At 61.9% G+C, this 17,078-nt stretch carries 19 protein-coding genes; 3 read left to right on the top strand and 16 right to left on the bottom strand.

All coding sequences use genetic code 11. From position 1 onward, the window contains the following. Positions 1 to 115: 115 nt before the first annotated feature. Positions 116 to 550 carry an excinuclease gene (locus ACZ5Z2_RS06165; RefSeq protein WP_464761073.1) on the top strand — a complete coding sequence of 145 codons (435 nt, stop codon included), beginning with the start codon at positions 116 to 118 and terminating at the stop codon, positions 548 to 550. A gap of 80 nt (positions 551 to 630) precedes the next feature. Here the strand turns inward: ACZ5Z2_RS06165 and ACZ5Z2_RS06160 are convergent, their stop codons facing one another. Together ACZ5Z2_RS06160 and ACZ5Z2_RS06155 are read right to left on the bottom strand one after the other, a co-directional pair. Next, complete coding sequence (locus ACZ5Z2_RS06160; RefSeq protein ID WP_464761072.1) at positions 631 to 1,134, bottom strand: hypothetical protein; 504 nt, start codon at positions 1,132 to 1,134, stop codon at positions 631 to 633. A gap of 332 nt (positions 1,135 to 1,466) precedes the next feature. Then, positions 1,467 to 2,396 carry a hypothetical protein gene (locus ACZ5Z2_RS06155; protein WP_464761071.1) on the bottom strand — a complete coding sequence of 310 codons (930 nt, stop codon included), beginning with the start codon at positions 2,394 to 2,396 and terminating at the stop codon, positions 1,467 to 1,469. Between the two features lie 295 nt (positions 2,397 to 2,691). Here ACZ5Z2_RS06155 and ACZ5Z2_RS06150 point away from each other — a divergent pair, with 295 nt between their 5' ends. Next, entirely contained in the window at positions 2,692 to 3,849 is a 1,158-nt protein-coding gene (locus tag ACZ5Z2_RS06150; RefSeq protein ID WP_464761070.1) for an isovaleryl-CoA dehydrogenase, read from the top strand. A gap of 17 nt (positions 3,850 to 3,866) precedes the next feature. Here ACZ5Z2_RS06150 and ACZ5Z2_RS06145 read toward each other — a convergent pair whose 3' ends face one another. The 9 genes from ACZ5Z2_RS06145 to ACZ5Z2_RS06105 all read right to left on the bottom strand — a co-directional run bounded on the left by ACZ5Z2_RS06145 (position 3,867) and on the right by ACZ5Z2_RS06105 (position 8,089). Beyond that, positions 3,867 to 4,532: a hypothetical protein gene (locus tag ACZ5Z2_RS06145; protein WP_464761069.1), complete on the bottom strand. Its 666-nt coding sequence runs from the start codon at positions 4,530 to 4,532 to the stop codon at positions 3,867 to 3,869. A 35-nt stretch (positions 4,533 to 4,567) separates the two neighbouring features. Then, complete coding sequence (locus ACZ5Z2_RS06140) at positions 4,568 to 4,792, bottom strand: hypothetical protein (RefSeq protein ID WP_464761068.1); 225 nt, start codon at positions 4,790 to 4,792, stop codon at positions 4,568 to 4,570. A gap of 1 nt (position 4,793) precedes the next feature. Beyond that, the gene (locus ACZ5Z2_RS06135; protein WP_464761067.1) at positions 4,794 to 4,997 is read right to left on the bottom strand and encodes a Ras family protein; all 204 of its coding nucleotides are present in this window, start codon (positions 4,995 to 4,997) and stop codon (positions 4,794 to 4,796) included. A 281-nt stretch (positions 4,998 to 5,278) separates the two neighbouring features. Continuing rightward, positions 5,279 to 5,950 carry an endonuclease/exonuclease/phosphatase family protein gene (locus ACZ5Z2_RS06130; RefSeq protein ID WP_464761066.1) on the bottom strand — a complete coding sequence of 224 codons (672 nt, stop codon included), beginning with the start codon at positions 5,948 to 5,950 and terminating at the stop codon, positions 5,279 to 5,281. A 113-nt stretch (positions 5,951 to 6,063) separates the two neighbouring features. Further along, positions 6,064 to 6,330, bottom strand: a complete 267-nt coding sequence (locus tag ACZ5Z2_RS06125; protein WP_464761065.1) for a hypothetical protein — start codon at positions 6,328 to 6,330, stop codon at positions 6,064 to 6,066. 54 nt (positions 6,331 to 6,384) lie between these two features. Beyond that, positions 6,385 to 6,732 carry a hypothetical protein gene (locus tag ACZ5Z2_RS06120; protein WP_464761064.1) on the bottom strand — a complete coding sequence of 116 codons (348 nt, stop codon included), beginning with the start codon at positions 6,730 to 6,732 and terminating at the stop codon, positions 6,385 to 6,387. Positions 6,733 to 6,795: 63 nt separating this feature from the next. After that, on the bottom strand, positions 6,796 to 7,284 hold the full coding sequence (locus ACZ5Z2_RS06115; protein ID WP_464761063.1) for a hypothetical protein: 489 nt from the start codon (positions 7,282 to 7,284) through the stop codon (positions 6,796 to 6,798). Positions 7,285 to 7,321: 37 nt separating this feature from the next. After that, positions 7,322 to 7,639, bottom strand: a complete 318-nt coding sequence (locus ACZ5Z2_RS06110) for a R body protein (RefSeq protein ID WP_464761062.1) — start codon at positions 7,637 to 7,639, stop codon at positions 7,322 to 7,324. A gap of 141 nt (positions 7,640 to 7,780) precedes the next feature. Then, positions 7,781 to 8,089, bottom strand: a complete 309-nt coding sequence (locus tag ACZ5Z2_RS06105) for an FAD-binding monooxygenase (protein ID WP_464761061.1) — start codon at positions 8,087 to 8,089, stop codon at positions 7,781 to 7,783. A 748-nt stretch (positions 8,090 to 8,837) separates the two neighbouring features. Here ACZ5Z2_RS06105 and ACZ5Z2_RS06100 point away from each other — a divergent pair. Then, positions 8,838 to 9,647: a hypothetical protein gene (locus ACZ5Z2_RS06100; protein WP_464761060.1), complete on the top strand. Its 810-nt coding sequence runs from the start codon at positions 8,838 to 8,840 to the stop codon at positions 9,645 to 9,647. A gap of 368 nt (positions 9,648 to 10,015) precedes the next feature. On the opposite strand, the gene ACZ5Z2_RS06095 is transcribed toward ACZ5Z2_RS06100, so the two are convergent. From ACZ5Z2_RS06095 to ACZ5Z2_RS06075, 5 genes are read right to left on the bottom strand one after another with little or no spacing between them, the layout of a single operon-like run. Beyond that, positions 10,016 to 11,872: a beta-galactosidase gene (locus tag ACZ5Z2_RS06095; RefSeq protein ID WP_464761059.1), complete on the bottom strand. Its 1,857-nt coding sequence runs from the start codon at positions 11,870 to 11,872 to the stop codon at positions 10,016 to 10,018. A gap of 34 nt (positions 11,873 to 11,906) precedes the next feature. Beyond that, complete coding sequence (locus tag ACZ5Z2_RS06090) at positions 11,907 to 13,970, bottom strand: alpha-galactosidase (protein WP_464761058.1); 2,064 nt, start codon at positions 13,968 to 13,970, stop codon at positions 11,907 to 11,909. Positions 13,971 to 13,972: 2 nt separating this feature from the next. Next, on the bottom strand, positions 13,973 to 14,935 hold the full coding sequence (locus ACZ5Z2_RS06085) for a 1-phosphofructokinase family hexose kinase (protein WP_464761057.1): 963 nt from the start codon (positions 14,933 to 14,935) through the stop codon (positions 13,973 to 13,975). Beyond that, the gene (locus ACZ5Z2_RS06080) at positions 14,932 to 15,858 is read right to left on the bottom strand and encodes a carbohydrate kinase family protein (RefSeq protein ID WP_464761056.1); all 927 of its coding nucleotides are present in this window, start codon (positions 15,856 to 15,858) and stop codon (positions 14,932 to 14,934) included. Before ACZ5Z2_RS06080 ends, ACZ5Z2_RS06085 begins: the two co-directional genes overlap by 4 nt. After that, on the bottom strand, positions 15,855 to 17,057 hold the full coding sequence (locus ACZ5Z2_RS06075) for an SIS domain-containing protein (protein ID WP_464761055.1): 1,203 nt from the start codon (positions 17,055 to 17,057) through the stop codon (positions 15,855 to 15,857). The genes ACZ5Z2_RS06080 and ACZ5Z2_RS06075 overlap by 4 nt, the downstream gene beginning before the upstream one ends. Between the last annotated feature and the right edge of the window lie 21 nt (positions 17,058 to 17,078).

The following is a 17,078-nucleotide window of genomic DNA, read 5'->3' as shown; positions in this document are numbered from 1 at the left end:
CGGCCGTGGCAGCATGCGGGATCGACGCACGGCCCAAGACTCCCGCACGACCGTTGTCCATCCCGAACGATCCAGCAGACCCACCCAACCCGTCCACCCAAGGAGACAGAACCGCATGAAAGCACTCACCCTCGGCCTCACCGCCTTGCTTCTTGCCGCCCCGGCCGCCGCCATGGCCAGCGACAAGGTGATCCACCTGTCGTTCGAGAACGGCGTGGCTGCCGCCCAGAAGGCCGGCCTGATCGACGGCAGCGTGAAGTTCTACCTGGCCGGCACCGGCCCGCACGGCACGGTGGTCAACGACAACGTCACCATCAACCGCAAGACCAATGCCTTCGGCAAGAGCGAAGAGGAAACCTGCAACCACGTGCTCGCCACCGACCTCATCTACCTGCAGAGCGAGGCCAAGCAGGCTGGCGCCAATGCGGTGACCGACATCGTCAGCAACTACAACGGCACCGAATACCGCGACAGCCAGAACTACGAATGCCACAAGGGCTTCCTGATGTCCGGCGTCGCGCTGAAGGCCAAGCTGGTCAAGCTGCCCTGAGCATGAGCAGGGCGGCCTGATGAAACGACAATGCCCCGGTAATGCCGGGGCATTGTCGCTTGGCGCATCTGACAAAGGCTCTAATCGAAAGAATTTTGCTTCACGTGGCTTTTTATCCATACGTCGTACTCGGCTCTGCTGATGATGAAAGCACGTATCTGTTCAGAGGCAGCGCCAGCATCTTCTTCGAGCAACGCGTACAACTCTGGCGTCAGCCAAATTGCTTTGCGCGAAACATTGATGGTTGCCCCATACAGAGTCGGATTATCAATCTCGTTATTGATGATCGGTGCAACATCAGCTTTACCGGTAAAGTCACTGGAAATTTCGGAGAAATCGCCACCATCGAAATCAATATCGATCCGAAACAGAGCGCCATTCTTGAAATACCAAGTAAGCGGGCGCGGCTCACTATCCGGCAACGACTGAATGAGCATGGGCGAAGAAGAAGGCGGCGCAATCAAAGCCAGCAACGAATGACATGCAGCGACCACATCTGGTATTCGCTTGTCGATATGCCCCCCTGCCCAGCAAGCCTTTCCAAATCGTTTCGAGAGGGCATTCGTTTTAATTTTATCTGGCACTCAGAATCAGTTGATTTCACAACAGACTGGCACACCTGCAATATCAGCCATTCGACATCTTGTCCTGAAAGTCTGTGAATCTACTCCGGCGTCAGTGGCCCGGGTTCATCCGCACGGCAGGAAGTTATTCTACCCTGGAGAACCGGCCCTTCGGCAAGAAACTGAGAAACGCCCTCTCCAATGTGATGACCCATGATGACCGTTTGTGAGAACGCTGGAGCCACCACGAAAAGTGCAAAAAAACGACTTTGGAAGTGAACATAAATTCGGCACTCCTTTAAATAGCCACCCGTGAAACCACCTTGAACATCCCACAGGCGGCCCTCCTTCCGCTATTTTTCAAAGTGGCAGTCAAGGTAAAGGGTTCCAGCATCCCGATTCGCAACAACCTGCGTAACTTTGCCGATGACAGTGGCGTAATCGCCATTGCGCAATGCCATGAAACGACCCAACTGACTGGGGTCGGTATGGCAGATAACATTACCGTGAAAAGCCAAGCCATTACCCCTTAAAAGACCAGACTTCACTTGCGACGTGTTGTATGTAATGGTGAGTGACTTATTGCCTGATTGAATCTGTAGTGCACGATTATAATTTTCCATCGGGCTGGTAATGGAAACTTGACCATCAATACGAAAAACCTTACCCGTATACTCATTCTGGAGGTCGTCCTGATTGAGCCCTTTCAGATCCCATGCGCGCCGGGTCAGTTTCTGCGCCAGCTCAGTCGCGGTGGTGTTGATGATCTCATCGCTATGGGTCTGGGCATGGGCGGCAGCTGCGTTCGCGGCACCGGCGCCATCCATCGTGACATGGTACGCCATGCCACACAGGAGGGTCTGTGCATCCTTGGCCTGCATGACCTGTCCCTGATTGAGCTGAAGTGCCATGATCAATCGGTTGTCCGCCTTCTGGGCTTTCGCCATGATGGGGAAACCCTGCTGAGAATGAAATAGACCGACTTTATCCTTTTTGAAGAGGATGATGGTTCCCGTGTCCCCCTCATAGTTCTCGGCACCAGGAGAAAGACCAGCATCGAGGCCCATCTTCTGTATCTGCCCAAGAGCACTATGAATGTCGAGGTTCGGAATGGTGATGTAAGTTACATAACCAGCCCCATTGCGGGGATCGCCTTTGACCGTGAAGTGTGCCGCGCATTCGTTCTGCGCAAAGCCTGTTTTGGCAAAAAGCAAAAATGGCAAAGCGAAAAATAGAGCCGCATGCCGACTCTTGCAACGAACCATCGTTAGTGTGAGCTTCATCCCTTCTCTCCGTTTTGGACACAACCATCCACTTAGGTAGCAACCCGCCAACTTCCACCTACCTCGATAACAGTTTGCAAGAAATTTTCCCAAGAAGCACGACTTCAGAATGAATATCAGAAAAAACTGACATCACCAACCATTCCAATGAGTGCCCGCACGACATGTTCATCGCGTCGACTTTGCCCCATCACCCGTCAGCGGCTCCATCGCCCCCCGTTTGCTGCACACCACCAAGCCCCGCCGCACACGCGCACGCTATCATCCGTGTTCCGTTCACCCAGGAATGCCGTCCATGCGCCCCTTCCCGCTCGGCGAAGAAATCGACCTGCTGCGCGACACCGTGCATGCCTTCGCCGAGAAGGAGATCGCGCCGCGCGCCACCCAGATCGACCACGACAACCTGTTCCCGGCCGACCTGTGGCGCAAGTTCGGTGACCTGGGCCTGCTCGGCATGACGATACCCACCGAGTACGGCGGCACCGGCATGGGCTACCTCGCGCACATGGTGGCGATGGAGGAGATCTCGCGCGCCTCGGGCTCGGTGGGCCTGTCCTACGGCGCGCACTCCAACCTGTGCGTCAACAACATCTTCCACAACGGCAACGAGGCGCAGCGCAAGAAGTACATCCCCAAGCTGTGCTCGGGCGAATACGTGGGCGCGCTGGCGATGAGCGAGCCGGGCGCCGGCTCCGACGTGGTCGGCTCGATGAGCTGCAAGGCCGAGCTGAAGGGCGACGTGTGGGTCGCCAACGGCTCGAAGATGTGGATCACCAACGGCCCCGACGCCGACGTGCTGCTGGTCTACATGCGCACCGCGCCGCGCGCCGCGGGCAGCCGCTGCATGACCGCCTTCATCGTCGAGAAAGGCATGAAGGGCTTCTCCACCGCGCAGAAGCTGGACAAGCTCGGCATGCGCGGCTCCAACACCTGCGAGCTGGTGTTCGAGGACTGCGAGATCCCCGCCGGGAACATCGTGGGCGAGGTCAACGAAGGCGTGCGCGTGCTGATGAGCGGCCTGGACACCGAGCGGCTGGTGCTCTCCGGCGGCCCGATCGGCCTGATGCAGGCGGCGATGGATCTCACCCTGCCCTACGTGCGCGAGCGCAAGCAGTTCAACGCGCCCATCGGCACCTTCGAGATCATGCAGGCCAAGGTCGCCGACATGTACACCGCGCTGCAAAGCTCGCGCGGCTTCGCCTACATGGTGGCGCAGCAGTTCGACGGCGGCGTGAAGTCGCGCATCGACCCGGCCGCCTGCCTACTCAACGCCTCCAGCAACGCGGTGAAGGTGGCGCTGGAGGCGATCCAGTCGCTGGGCGGCAACGGCTACATCAACGAATTTCCCGCCGGCCGCCTGCTGCGCGACGCCAAGCTCTACGAGATCGGCGCCGGAACCAACGAGATCCGCCGCATGCTGATCGGGCGGGAGCTGTTCCACGGCAAGGCGTGATGAAGTCGCGGGTGGCATCACGCTCCCGCCTGTTTGATCAGCCAATAGATTTCCTTGATGGTCTGCAGGGCGATGGTTTGATCCTCGGCGGCGATGCCCGCGAGCGGCAAGCCCTGCGAAACCGCCACGCCCGGCACGATGACGATGGGCACGCCGTTGGTATCGGTAGAGAGAGGCTTGGGCTCGGGAGCCGTGAAGGCGTGCCGGAGCGCCGATACGGCAAACCCCAGGGCAAGGATGGCGAGGACGGCAACCACCATCACGACAAGTTTGATGGGAGGTACGGGAATCTTCTTGATCAGATCGGCGATGAACGTGATCGCGATCAGGCAGTCGATGTTCAACGGGCAATTCAGCGTTCCCACCAACTGGGTCTGCACCAGCTCGCCCGGCTGTTGCAAGAACATCACCGAATAGCGATTTCCCCGCACCACCACGGGAACCGGAATACGACGCACGCTGCGTGTGTTGTCGGTGGCAAGGTATGGCACCTGGCTAAGCCCTGGGGCCAGGGCGACTGCCGGCGAAAGTGTCAGCCAATCGATGACAGGGCTCGGCAGAACGATGTCTTGGCTGTCGGCCTGGACGACAAAGAAATCGCCTGCAGGCGACGGCAAGTCGCTCGGCCACGCCACCTGGCCATAGGCCGAGGGAAATGCCACCACGACAACCAGCTCCGGCACGGGACGCCAACCAGGTGTGCCACGGGCCATGCTCGTTACCGGCAATTACCGGCGATGGCCATCACCGCCTGATACATGGCCAACCCTTCGGCAATCGCCGTGGCGCTCAAGCCCAGGGAACCGAAGATGAGTGGCGTGGCGTTGTTTCCGAGAATCTCCATCATGAACATGTAGCCGGCTTCGGCGCTGGGGAGAGCCACGGCATTCAAGGCCGCCGCCGCGGCAAGGGGGCCCTCGACGATGGCGCCGCTGGCCGCCATGCTAGCTCTCGGGCGCGACAGGCAGGTTGTACAGCTGCCGGATGCGATTGAGCACCTTGTTGTTTTCTTCGGTGATGATCCGCATCTGCTCGTCGGCATCGCCCTGAACGCCGAGCATCGCGATATTTGTCGCGACGATCGTCATCGAGTCGGCAATCTGCTCGACGACCCTGCCCAATTGCTGCATCGATTCCGGCTTGCTCATTTCCTCAACCTCTCGAACATTTCATGACCATCGGGCCTGCCTCGCCTGCGGCATTGCGAAAACTTCGATCCAGCCGAAGAGAGTTGATTCGCCGCAACAAGCAGGCAAATATCGATTGGAGGAATCGAGGCCGGCATATGCCGGCCTTCCAGATCCGGATACCTTCCGGTCGGTGGCCTCCGATATCCCCAGCGATCGACTCGACACGGAAACTCGATTTGGTGTTTGCTTCACAAAATCCGGGCCAGCCCTGATGAGGCAAGACCGCCAACAAAAAAGCATCAATAGTTGAAATCTTGCGGAAAATGATCCGATGCCCCCAGCAGGATTCCCACCGCAGAGTACGTGTAGCCCGCGCCTGCGTTGGTAATGCTGTAGTCCAGCAAACCACCGCCCTGCTGGGTCGCATGGTTGCCACGCACCACGGCGCCAGCTGGCGGAACGACAAATGCGCTGCTCGTAGGATCGGCATTGAAATCGCCCACCACGGACCACGTCCCGCCAAGGCCACTTATCGCGGCAATCTGCGGATTGTTGTAGCTCGCGGCATTGGCCGTGCCCGCGGACGGCCCATGATAGGAATAGATGGTAATCAGGTTGCCGCCTTCATTTACCGTCATCCAAGGCAGATTGCGGGGATTTCCAGGCTGATATCCGGGCGGAGGCACTGCCACCGGCACACGGATGCCGTAGGCGGTTATGGTGATGCGACTCATGATCGCCAGACTGTTGCGCGGATTGGCATCGACGTTGTTGTACCAGAACATGACGCTGTAGATATTCATGCCATTCTGATAGATACCGACCAGCGAGTTTGGAAACCCGAAAACGCCAACCGCGTTCTGCAACAGATGGGTCATATCGCCGCATTCCTGCAGGCAGATCACGTCGGGATTGTTCTGAGCAATCAGCGTCCGAGGTATACCTGCTGGGTACTGCCCTGCATATTCCAAGTCGTGATTCTCATGATGGTTATCCTTGAATTGTGCGACTGAAGTCGGCGAATCCAGTTACGGATGGCATCTCGAAGGCCCGAAACCAGCGATGCAAGCCCAGGTGATGGCTTTCAAGATTTACTTGCCCGGGACGTCCCGGTTCCGGCCGCCATCCGGGTGACAAGATTGCCATTGACGTATTCAATGCATGCCGCAAACGATTGCGGCCCGAAAACGATGTCGTGCTGGTCGCTTACCGTCGTGGAGGCCAGCACCGAAAGGACGCCATCGACCCCGACCCTGATCACGCAATAGCCGCCGGCCCGCAAGTTGGCGTCGAAACCGCGCTTCAATTGATCGTTGATCTGGTCGATGAGTGTGCGGTTGTAGCTTTCCATGGGCGAATCCGCAGTCGATTGCTCAGCCATGATGTGCTCGCATGCAACAGGTCTTCACGGTTTCGAGACAAAGGCTTCGACGGCGGCCTTGAGATCAGCAATCTCTTGCGCCATGGCGTTCGAAGTCAACGTGGCCACGGCGGCCCGGGCCGCGGTTGGCCCGAGGGCCTGGACTCGTGTCACGGCATCGGCCAGGATCGTCTGACGCAGACGATTCATCGCATCCTGATTGGCGACTTGCGACTTCGCACCCAGGTCATTGCTGCTCACCTGATTGGCATACACCAAGTCGCTGAGGGCCGAGGATTGCTGCGCCATCACTATGCTATTCAGCGCAAGCGCGGCAACCACGGGATCGCCCGACGGCTCGTCTTCTCCAACGATGATCTCGATCGTTTCCATGTCCCTCATCCCCAAGTGAAGATGGAGGCTGCAAGCGCCTCCACCTTCATCGCCTTGCAGTGATTATGCGCGTTCCGACACCCTGATGGTTATGCGCCCTTCATTGACCGTGACTCTGACGTCCTCATGACGGATACCCTCGGGAATCAGGAAGGTCGCACCCGGCGGAAGGATCAGCAGTTCGCCCTTCGGGCTGACTCTCAGGCCAAAGCCCGCCAACCGCTTGAGCCAATGCCTACCGTGAGGTGCAGCAAACGCGTCCACGGCGGATTTCAGATCGGCAATGGTCTGGGCCAACTCGTTGTTGCTCAACACATCCACTGCTGACCGAGCCGCCAGCGGCCCCGTATTGCTGATGGTGTTGGTGGCCTTGGCCACCAGTGGCACGCCCAGCTGGTTGCCGGCCTGCTGGTTTGATACCGCATTCTGTTGCCCGAGGTTATTGGTGGAAACCACATTCGAGTAGGCGAGATTGGACAACATGGCTGGTTGTTCCGAAATCGCCTTGAGATTGCCTGTCGCCACCGCGTTGAGTACCTGTTCGTCAAGCATGTTTTGCTCTCCAGGTTAGCGCCCGATCCGCCGGATCTTATTGCTTGGTGAAGGCCTGCAACGTGGCCTTCATGTCGGCGATGGTCTGTGCCAATTCGTCATTGGTCAGGATATCCACGGCAGAACGCGCCTCCAACGGCCCGAGGTTGCTGACAGTGTTGGAAGCCTTGGCGACGATGGAAATACCCAATTCGTTCATGGCCTGCTGGTTGGCCACCGCGTTCTGCTGCGACAAATTGGTATTAGCCACCGTATTGGAGTAGGCCAGGTTGGACAGCATTGCCGGCTGCTCCGAAATCGCCTTGAGGTTGCCGATTGCAACAGCGGTAACAACTTCTGCGGGTAAATCAGCCATGGTGATTCTCCTTGATGACAGTGATTGTTGATGGAACAGACCTTACTGCTTCGCCCATGTTCAGGGCATCCAATGCATTCATGATGAATGCAGATAGATTCGATCCACGCGGATGCACTCACCCTATCATTTTCCAGAAAGCTACGACGAGGCCTTCCCTCTGCCTATTTCCTTGATGATTTTCTCAATATCCTTGACCATCTGATCAATGGTCGCCTGGTTTTTGCATCCACCGGCGCTTTCGATCATGGTGACGCACTTTGCCGCAGCAGCCATCTGAACCTGGTTCATGGCCTGCTGCTGGCTGAGGCTGATCTGCTGCTGCATATTCTGATTGAATATTTGCTGGGCAAGCGCAAGATTCGCCAATATCGCAGGCTGCTCACCAATCGATTTCGCGTTAGATATTGCGATTGCCTGAACGATATCTTCTGGTAGTTGACCAGCCATTCGCCCCTCCGATGGATTAGCCGCCCCTGAGCCGAAAGACAATCTAATTGATGAAATCAGCCTAGAACAACACAAATACCATTCACAAGTATCATTACCGTAACCATGCAAATTTGTTACGGTAACAAATAAGACTTTTGATGCAACAATGGAGCTTTATCAAGGAGACGCCTGCAACCAAGCCTCACTCCCAACACGGATCGCGCAGAACAGAAATGGATCTTTCATCGGAAGTATTCCGACCACACCCCGCTTGCGGACGCAGGAGGCGCCGACACGTGGCACCTCTTCGCCCGTGCCCGGCCCGAGAGCACCCGACGACCGACCGGACTTCCACACTGGACGACCGCGTCTGTCCCGCATCCAGGCACCCGAGGCCAAGCTCAAGTCATGCAAAGCGCAAGTTTCGCTATGAAGAAGGACTGACAGCCACCACTCTTGCAGATCCTTGCATTTCGCGCCCGGGCACTTTTTCACCTCACCGCTCTCAATCTGCTCCAATGTCGCAGGAAACATCCGACGACGACAATTTCTTGCGCCTTGAATTCAAGAGATATAGGCGTGTGCCGGACGACTGAACAATGGAAGCTTTCATCGCCGAACATATAGGATCGTCATTAACAGAGCGGCTGCCTTAAGGGGCAGCTGGCCTGGAACACTACTTCTGATCATGCACTTCCAATTACAGGAACGCCACGTAATTGACGCGAGGCTATCCTCAATAAGGAAGGCAAGCCAAGGGGGCGCCGTGGAGAACAAGGTCGATGTAGCCGAAACAATCACCGATGAAGAGGTTCGATCCGCTTGTGATTTGATCTTGGGCAGCAAGCACTTCGTGAAAGCCCATCGCATGCGGCGCCTGCTGCGCTTTCTAATCGAACAAGCACTGGCCGGAAAAAATGGAAACACCAGCGAATACGTTATCGGTATAGAAGTTTTTGATAGAAATCCGAAGGATTACGTTTCCGAAGATCCCGCTGTCAGGGTTCAGGTGGGACGCTTGCGGCAGCGCCTCGCCTCCTATTACAGGGAACAAGTGCCATGCGACGGCATCATGATAAGCATACCTGTAGGTCAACACATGCCCGTCTTGCACCGCATGAGTCGACCAGAGCGAAGCTCGACCCAGAGCGGCTGTCTTGTTGTACGCCCAATTCGGCATATCGCCGAGAGCGGTGAAGGGCAGTCTTTTGCCATCGGATTGTACGAGGAACTACTCAATCAGCTTTATTTTTCATTCGGTGAAATTTTGACTAGGGCCACGCTTCCGATGGCGTCAATTTCAAGGAATGACACCCATCAGATCGATATGCAGGCGAAACTTCATCACCTGATCGAGGGGAGTGTACGCGTCGACTCCGAGCGCATACGCGCGTCGATCCGCCTGGTGGATTTTTCATTGAGCCGTATCACCTGGGCAAGGCATTTTGACCGATCGGTACAGTTTGGCATTCGTGAGCAAGAAGAGCTGGCAACATCCATTTGCGATGCGTTGAAGGAAGTTGTCCTTCGTTTTCAGGCTCCGCTTACACCATCAGGAAAGCTATCTCAATGCTGAGCCGATTTAAGATACGGCCGATCAAGGTACTCCATGCAGCACCCCGGGGATGCGGACATAGGATCTAAACCGACCGTCGCCTCATGAGACGATTTAGCCCCCCCCCCCCTTGGCCCCTCGATACTGGAATCACCGTGATCATCGCCCGCGAGCACACCCCGATGGCGCTGCACGACTCAATGACGCATGCAGTTCCTCCACGTCTGCACGGGCCACAGTCGTGCAGCTCATGCACAACTATGGATTCGATGGACATCGGAACCGCACTCCTCCACTAAGTCGGTCGGACAAGCCCTCCTGGCCAGCAAAGCCGCCCTGGCCGAAGATCATTGGATCTGGAGATACACCGCCCGAAGCCACCCGGCTCATCAGGCCTGCAATGACGCCGCACAGCGGATCACTGCCGGCTTAGTGTGGTGCATGTCGAGCACCAGCACCTCGTTGTCGCTGGCGCGCAGCCACGGCGCGGGGCAGTACAGCCGCCGCTGCGGGCCGAGGTTCCAGTAGCGGCCCAGCAGGCGGCCGTTGATCCACAGGTAGCCCTTGGCCCAGTCCGCCATGTCGAGGTAGCAGTCGCCCGCTCCCTGCAGTGGGAAGCTGCCCTTGAAGAACACACCCGGCCGCGAGGGCTGGCCGCGCAAGGGGCGCAGCGACGCCAGCCAACGATCGTCCAGCGGCAAGCTCATCGCCTCCCAGCCCTCCAGCGGCCGGCCGTCCAATCGCACTTCGCCGACGATGCCCTTGCGGTCGGCCATCGCCTGGCCGAAGCCGACATGGCCAAAGCTGTCGACCAGGATTTCCAGCGACGCTTCGCCCTTCGTCGCCGACAGTTGCAGCTTGTCGCCTGCACACAGTTTCGGATGCTCGACGCGCGAGAGATAGCCGACGTAGCGGCCGCCGTGGAATACCGTGGCGTAGTCGCGCACGCCGTCGATGGCCAGTTCGCTGCCGCCCTGCACCGGCCGGCGATACAGCACCATGCCGTGATCCTGGCCGAACAGCAGCTCGTTGGGTTGCGGTTGCCGCACCTGCTTCGCGGGCGGCAGGTTGTCCCACAATGCGGCGTGCGGCTGCGGCGTGAACGGCGCGAAGTCCACCATGGGCGGCGTGGCAGGTATTTCTGGCAGCGGCTGCTTCGCATGCGAAGCGAGCAGTTTGCGGAAAGCGTGATAGTCCGCCGTGGGTGCACCGTGCTCGTCGATGGGCGCGCCATAGTCGTAGCTGGTGATCACCGGCTGGAAGTTCGAATAGTCGTTGTTCGCGTTGGCGCCCGCGCCGAAGCCGAAGTTGCTGCCGCCATGCACGACGTACAGGTTGAACGAGCAGCCTTCGGCCAGCAGCGTGGCCAGCGTGTCGGCGAAATCGCCGCGCGCGAAATCCCGGTCGCCCCAGTGGGTGATCCAGCCGGGGTAGCCCTCGCCCATCCACACCGGCAGTTCGCCCGCGATGGCCTGCGCGCCCACGAAATCGGTGTCGCCGTCCAGGCCCAGCGCAGCTCCCGCCAGGTACGTCTTCGCCTCGCGCACCTGGGCCAGTCCGTCGGAGATCGAGAACGGCCCGTGCACGCCATGCTGCTCCCACAGTGCGCGGATCGCTTCGAGATAGCCGAGGTCGTGGCCGAACGAGGCGTACTCGTTCTCCACCTGCACCATCAGGATCGGCCCGCCGTTCGCCGCCAGCAGCGGCCTCACCACCGGCGCGACGGTGGCGATGTAGCGGCGCACCGCGGCCATGTAGCCTGCGTCGCCCTTGTCGCGCACGCGCACGTGCGGGTCGCGCAGTAGGTACGGCGGCAGGCCACCGAAATCCCATTCGCCGCAGACGTAGGGGCCGGGGCGCAGGTACACCCACATGCCCTCTGCCTGGCAGAGGCGGATGAACTTCGCGAAGTCGCGGCTGCCGGTCTCGAGGTCGAACACGCCGGGCTCGGACTCCAGTGCGTTCCACATCAGGTAGATCGCGATGGTGTTGAGCCCCATCGCCTTGGCCATGCGGATGCGATGGCGCCAGTGCTCGGCGGGGATGCGGATCGGGTGCATCTCGCCGCTCATGATGCGGAACGGCTTGCCGTCGAGCAGGAAGTGCCGCGCGGAAAGCTCGAAGCGATGCGGCCTGCCATCGGGCACGGCCGCAGGCTCGCGGCCGGCCAGCGCTTCCGCCCACGCAGGCAAGGCCGAAAGGCACGGCACCAGCAAGGACAGCTTCAGGAAGTCACGGCGTTGCATCGCATCTCCCGTCGCGGTGCCTGCGCGGCGGCGCTCAGTGCGTCTCCGGCGTCAGTTCCAGCGTCAGCACCTCGAACGGCGCCAGCGTGATCGTACCCGCGCGGTCGGCATCCAGCACCTTCGGCACGTCGGCGCCGCCGCTCTTCCACACGTCGCGCACGCTGAAACGCTTCGCCGCGCCCGGCGGCAGCTGCAACTGGCGCTGCAGGTCGACCACCGCGAGCTGCGGCTTGTCGTCGGGATTGCGGAAGGTGACGATGGCCTTCTGCGGCGACCACGCGGCCCAACCGTAGACGTCGAGCCGGCCGGGATCGCCGCCGATCCAGTGCACGTCGCGCAGCACGCTGGCATTGGCGCGCGACCATTTCGCCGCATCGGCCAGCGTGTCCCAGTCCTGCGGCGTGAGCAGCGAGGGCGTGATGTACATCTCCTGCAGCTCGGTGCCGGTGGCGAAGTAGGAGTGCACCTCGTTGGCGAAGTCGTGGCCCGGGTCGGTGTTGAGGCGCGGGTTCTTCTGCGCGTAGATGATGCCGTGGAGCATCAGCGAATCGATCGGGAACAGCGGGCCCTTCAGCACGATGTTCTGGTAGGTCTGCTGGTCGCGGTAGGTGATCCACTGCTCGCGCATCGTGCCCACGCCGGCGTACCAGTCGTCCTCGCCGTCGCGCCAGATGGTGTCGGCGTAGCGCAGCCAGAACGGCGAGGCCCAGGTGCCGGTGGTGAGGTTGATGAAGGTGTTGGGCTTGTCCTTGCGGATGTCGCTGATCAGCTGGATCGCCGCGGCGAAGTCGCTGTCGAAGCGGCTGCCGGGGAACACGCTGCTGACGTTGCCGGTGCCGTCGAACTTGAACTGGTTGATGCCCTGCTTGTCGAGCATGTCCATCACCACCTGATGGAAGCGCAGGTAGTACTTCGGCCCGGACAGCGCGAGCCCGTCGTCGATGATCTCGTAGCCGGCGGCCTTGCCGTTCTTGATGCGCTCGTCGTGGGGCTTGCCGTAGCCGCCCCACGGCGACAGCCAGATGCCTGGCGCGGCGCCGTACTTCGCGGCCGCATCGCGCAAAGGCACGAAACCGTGCGGGAAATCCTTGCTGAAGTTCCACGCGCCGCTGCGGTCGTCCCAGCCGTCGTCGAACAGGAACGAGTCCAGCTTCACGCCGCGCTTGACGTGCAATTCCTCGCCGAAGGTGTTGATGCGATCCAGCGCCTCCGCCTCGGTGTAGGGGGTGAAGTAGCCGATGTCGTACCAGGAGTTGTAGTGCAGGAAGGTGCGGTACGGATGCGCGCGCTCGCGTTCGACGTAGCTGTTGAAGTCGCGGCGCAACTGGCCGTCGCGCACCACGCCCACCACCGCCGAGTATTCCACCGTCTTGCCCTGCTCCAGCGGCAGCGTGCGCGACAACGTGAGCTGCGCCAGGTTGTGGTAGGCCGTGCTCTCGGACAGCGGGTTCTCGAAGCCGAGATAGACGTCGCCGTCGACGATGGGCGAACCGTTCACCGTGCCCATCACCTCGGGGGCATCCGCCTTCGATTGCAGCAGCGACACCTTGGCGATCTTCTCGTCTTGCTTAAGTGCCGTGATGCTCACCTCCTCGCGCAGGTAGGGCGAGCCGTCGCGCTGCACCAGTTTCCAGGCTATGCGGAAACGGCCGCCGGCATCGGCGAAGCTGGCTTCCACCGCCTTGCCGGGAAGCCGCTCGGAAAACCGCGAAGCCTGCGCGTCCACCGGCAGCGCCACCATCTTCGGCGGCGATCGCAGATCCATGTCGGTGGCCTTGATCGTGCTGCCGTCGGCCAGCACCAGCGCGAACGGCGCGGGCACCGCGAACGTGCGGCCGTGCACGCGGTCGGTCACCGTCATCTCGACGAGATGCTTGCCGTCCAGCTTCCAGCGTGCCTCGATGGCGGCGTTGCCGAAGCTCTCCGCGCCCTGCCGGTCGGCGAAGGCAGCCGCGCCGGGAGCGAGCACCCGCTTACCGGTGGCGACGCTGTCTTCGGCGCACGCCAGACCGCAGGCGGACAGGCAAGCGGCAAGCGCCGTGGCGCGCAACGCGTGGCGAATGACGCGGCAGGAGGACGGAAACGACGGTCGCGACATGGCTACCTCTCTGGTTTGGAATTGTTCGATGACCGGGCATCCAGCGATCGCAACTGCACTTTTTCGAGCTGCGCATCGACCTCGCGTCGCTCCACGCAACCCGTTTCCTCGCCCACGGCGTTGGCGCCGCCGCAGGCCACCGCCAGCCGCAGCGCCTCGCGCAGCGGCTCGCCGCGCGCGATCGCCACGGCCATGCCGGCCAGGAAGCAGTCGCCGGAACCGACGGTGTTGCGCACCTGTTCCAGCTCGACCGAGGCATGCCACGCGCCGTCGCCGTCCATGCCCACCGCGCCCAACGCGCCCAGGCTCAGCACGGGCATCGCCACGCCACGCGCATGGAGTTCGCGCAGCGCGGCGACCGCGGCTTCCACGCCGTCGATGACGCGGCCGAACAGGGCCTCGGCCTCGTCGCGGTTGGGCTTCAGCAGGAAGGGCCGCGCCGCCACCACCTGCCGCAGCGCCTCGCCGCTGGCATCGACCAGGCAGCGCTTGCCGGCGGCGTGAACCTGCTCCGCCAGTTCGGCGTAGGTGCCGTCGGCGAGGCCGCGCGGCAGGCTGCCGGAGAGCACCACCAGGTCGCTTTCCTCCAGCGCGCGGCGGAAGGCGCGCTGCAGGGCCCCGCGGTCGCGCTCGCCCAGTTGCGGCCCCTGCCCCAGCACTTCGGTGATCTGCCCGCGCGCGTCCCGCAACGCGATGCAATGGCGCAGCGGCGCGTCGATCTCCACGCCGTGGAACAGCACGCCGCGTTCGCTGAGGTGGCGCGCGGTGAGATTGCGGTGCGCGGCGTCGATCAGGCCGATCAGCTGCACCGGCTCGCCCAGCGCAGCGACGGTCTGCGCCACGTGCAGGCCCTTGCCGCCCGGCAGCACCTGCTCGTGCGCCGCGCGATTGACTTCGCCCAGGCGCAGTTCGTCCACCTGCATCAGATGATCGATGGCGGTGTTGATGCCGAGCACGGCAATCACGTTGCGGCTTCCAGCAAGGCCCTCGCCTCGTCCGCGTCGGCCTGCTGCGCCGTGCCGCCCAGGCCGCGCGTGGAAAGCACGCCGCAGGCGTTGCCCCAGCGCATGGCTTCCACCAGCGGGTAGCCATCGAGCCAGGCGTGCAGGAAACCGGCGTCGAAGGAATCGCCAGCGCCGGTGCTGTCCACCGCGTCCAGCGCGAAGGCCGGCGATTCGAGCAGGCTGCCGTCTCGATCCAGCGCGACGCAGCCCTGGCGGCCACGCTTCACCACGGTGCAGGTGCGGCCGTTGTCCAGCGCGCGCAGGCCGTCGAGCAGCGAGTCGCAACCACTGATGCCGGCAAACTCCACGTCGTTGGGCAGGAACAGGTCGACTTCGGCAAGCAGGCAGGGCCATTCGTTGCCCCAGCGCTGCTCGGGATCGAAGCCCGGGTCGAGCGAGGTAGTCAGTCCAAGCGCACGCGCGCGCGCGAACAGCGACTTGATATCCGGCCGCAGCGCGCTCTGCAGGTAATACGACGACACATGCAGGTGATCGGCGCCCGCCAGCAACGCATCGCCGATGTCGTCCGCACGCAATGCGCCGATCGCGCCGACGAAGGTGACCAGCGCACGGTCGCTGCGCGTGGAGAACGAGGCGGTGATGCCGGTACGCAGCTTGGCGTCGCGGCGCACCGCGCCCACGTCGATGCCTGCATCCTGCAGGGCCGATACGCAGAAGCCGCCCCAGCCGTCCGCGCCCACCTTGCCGGCGAAGGCCACCGGATTGCCCAGGCGCGCCAGCCCCATCGCGCAGATCATCGAGGAACTGCCCGGAACCATCCGGGCGTCCTCGGCCAGCACCTCGTGGCCGGGCACGGGATACGACTGGCAATCCCGGAACACCAGGTCGACGTTCATCTCGCCCGCGACCAGTACGCGCTTCATGCGATGTCTCCCGGATGCAATGCAAAGGCTTCGACCACGCGGGTGAGCACGCCCTGCGCAGGCGCGTCCGGCCTGCCACCCAGGGCGAGGCAGCGGAAGAGCGCCAGCAGTTGGCCCACGGCCACGTCGGCCAGCAGCGGCAAGGCGTCGTCGCAGGCCTGCAGGCCCTGCAGATCCACCGCCACGTCCTGCGCGCCGACCACGTCGTCGGCGATGCCCTCGCCCACCAGCACGCGCAGCATGCCCAGCCGTTTGCGGGCGAGTTCGCGCAGCAGATCGTATTCGTAGGCACGCACCGTGGGATCTGGAGAAAGATACGCCACCACCAGGCTGTCCTCGTCGAGGCTGGACATCGGGCCATGCCGCAAACCGAGGAAGGTTTCGGCCATCGTGGCCACGCGGCCGCCGGTCATCTCCAGCATCTTCAGCGCGGCTTCGCGCGCGGCACCCAGCGCGCCGCCGCTGCCGAGGTACACGGCCCGGCCGAAGCTGCGACGGGCGATGGCGGCCAGCGCATCGGACTGGTGGTCGAACACGCGCTGCACGCAGTCGGCCACGCGCCGCACGCCGGCCTGCCATTCGGCGTCATCGGCACGGCCGCCGAGGGCGCTACCGGCCAGCACCAGGTTAGTGAAGCTGCTGGTCATCACCAGGCTGCGGTCGTTGGTGCGCCCGTCCAGCACCAGCGAGCCGTAGCGCGATTCATTGCCGTACTGCGTGGCCAGCTTGCCGCTGGCGTTGCAGGTGATCGCGAGATGGCGCCAATCCGGCGCATGCGCCAGCAACTGGTCGATCACGCCGGCGCTCTCCGGGCTGTCGCCCGAGCGTGCGATCGAGATCAGCAGGCCGCCGCCAGGCGGCAGCGCCTTGCGATGCGTGAGCAGGGTGCCCGCGGGAATCGCCAGCGCCGGCACGCCCAGCGTCCGCTGCAGATCCGGCGCGATGCACTCGCCGGCATAGATCGAGCTGCCCGAGCCGGTCAGCACCACGTGCGCGGGGCGCGGCGCCAGCGCGGCCTGCAGCTGCGCACGCACCGAAGGCTCGCGCAGCAGCGCCGCCGTGGTCAGCCAGGTCGCCGGCTGCTGCAGGATCTCGCGCAGGGTGTCGGCATAGCCGTGCTCGCGCTGCGCCGCCGGGCCGGCAGCCTTCAGCACGGCAAGACTATCGAATTCTTTCGTTTTGTTTTCGAGTGTTGACATTTGATTCATTTCGTCCGAATG

The organism is Rhodanobacter sp. G1 (genome assembly GCF_055397855.1).
Note: the sequence above shows the minus strand (reverse complement) of the source record. Positions and strands in the feature narration are given on the sequence as shown.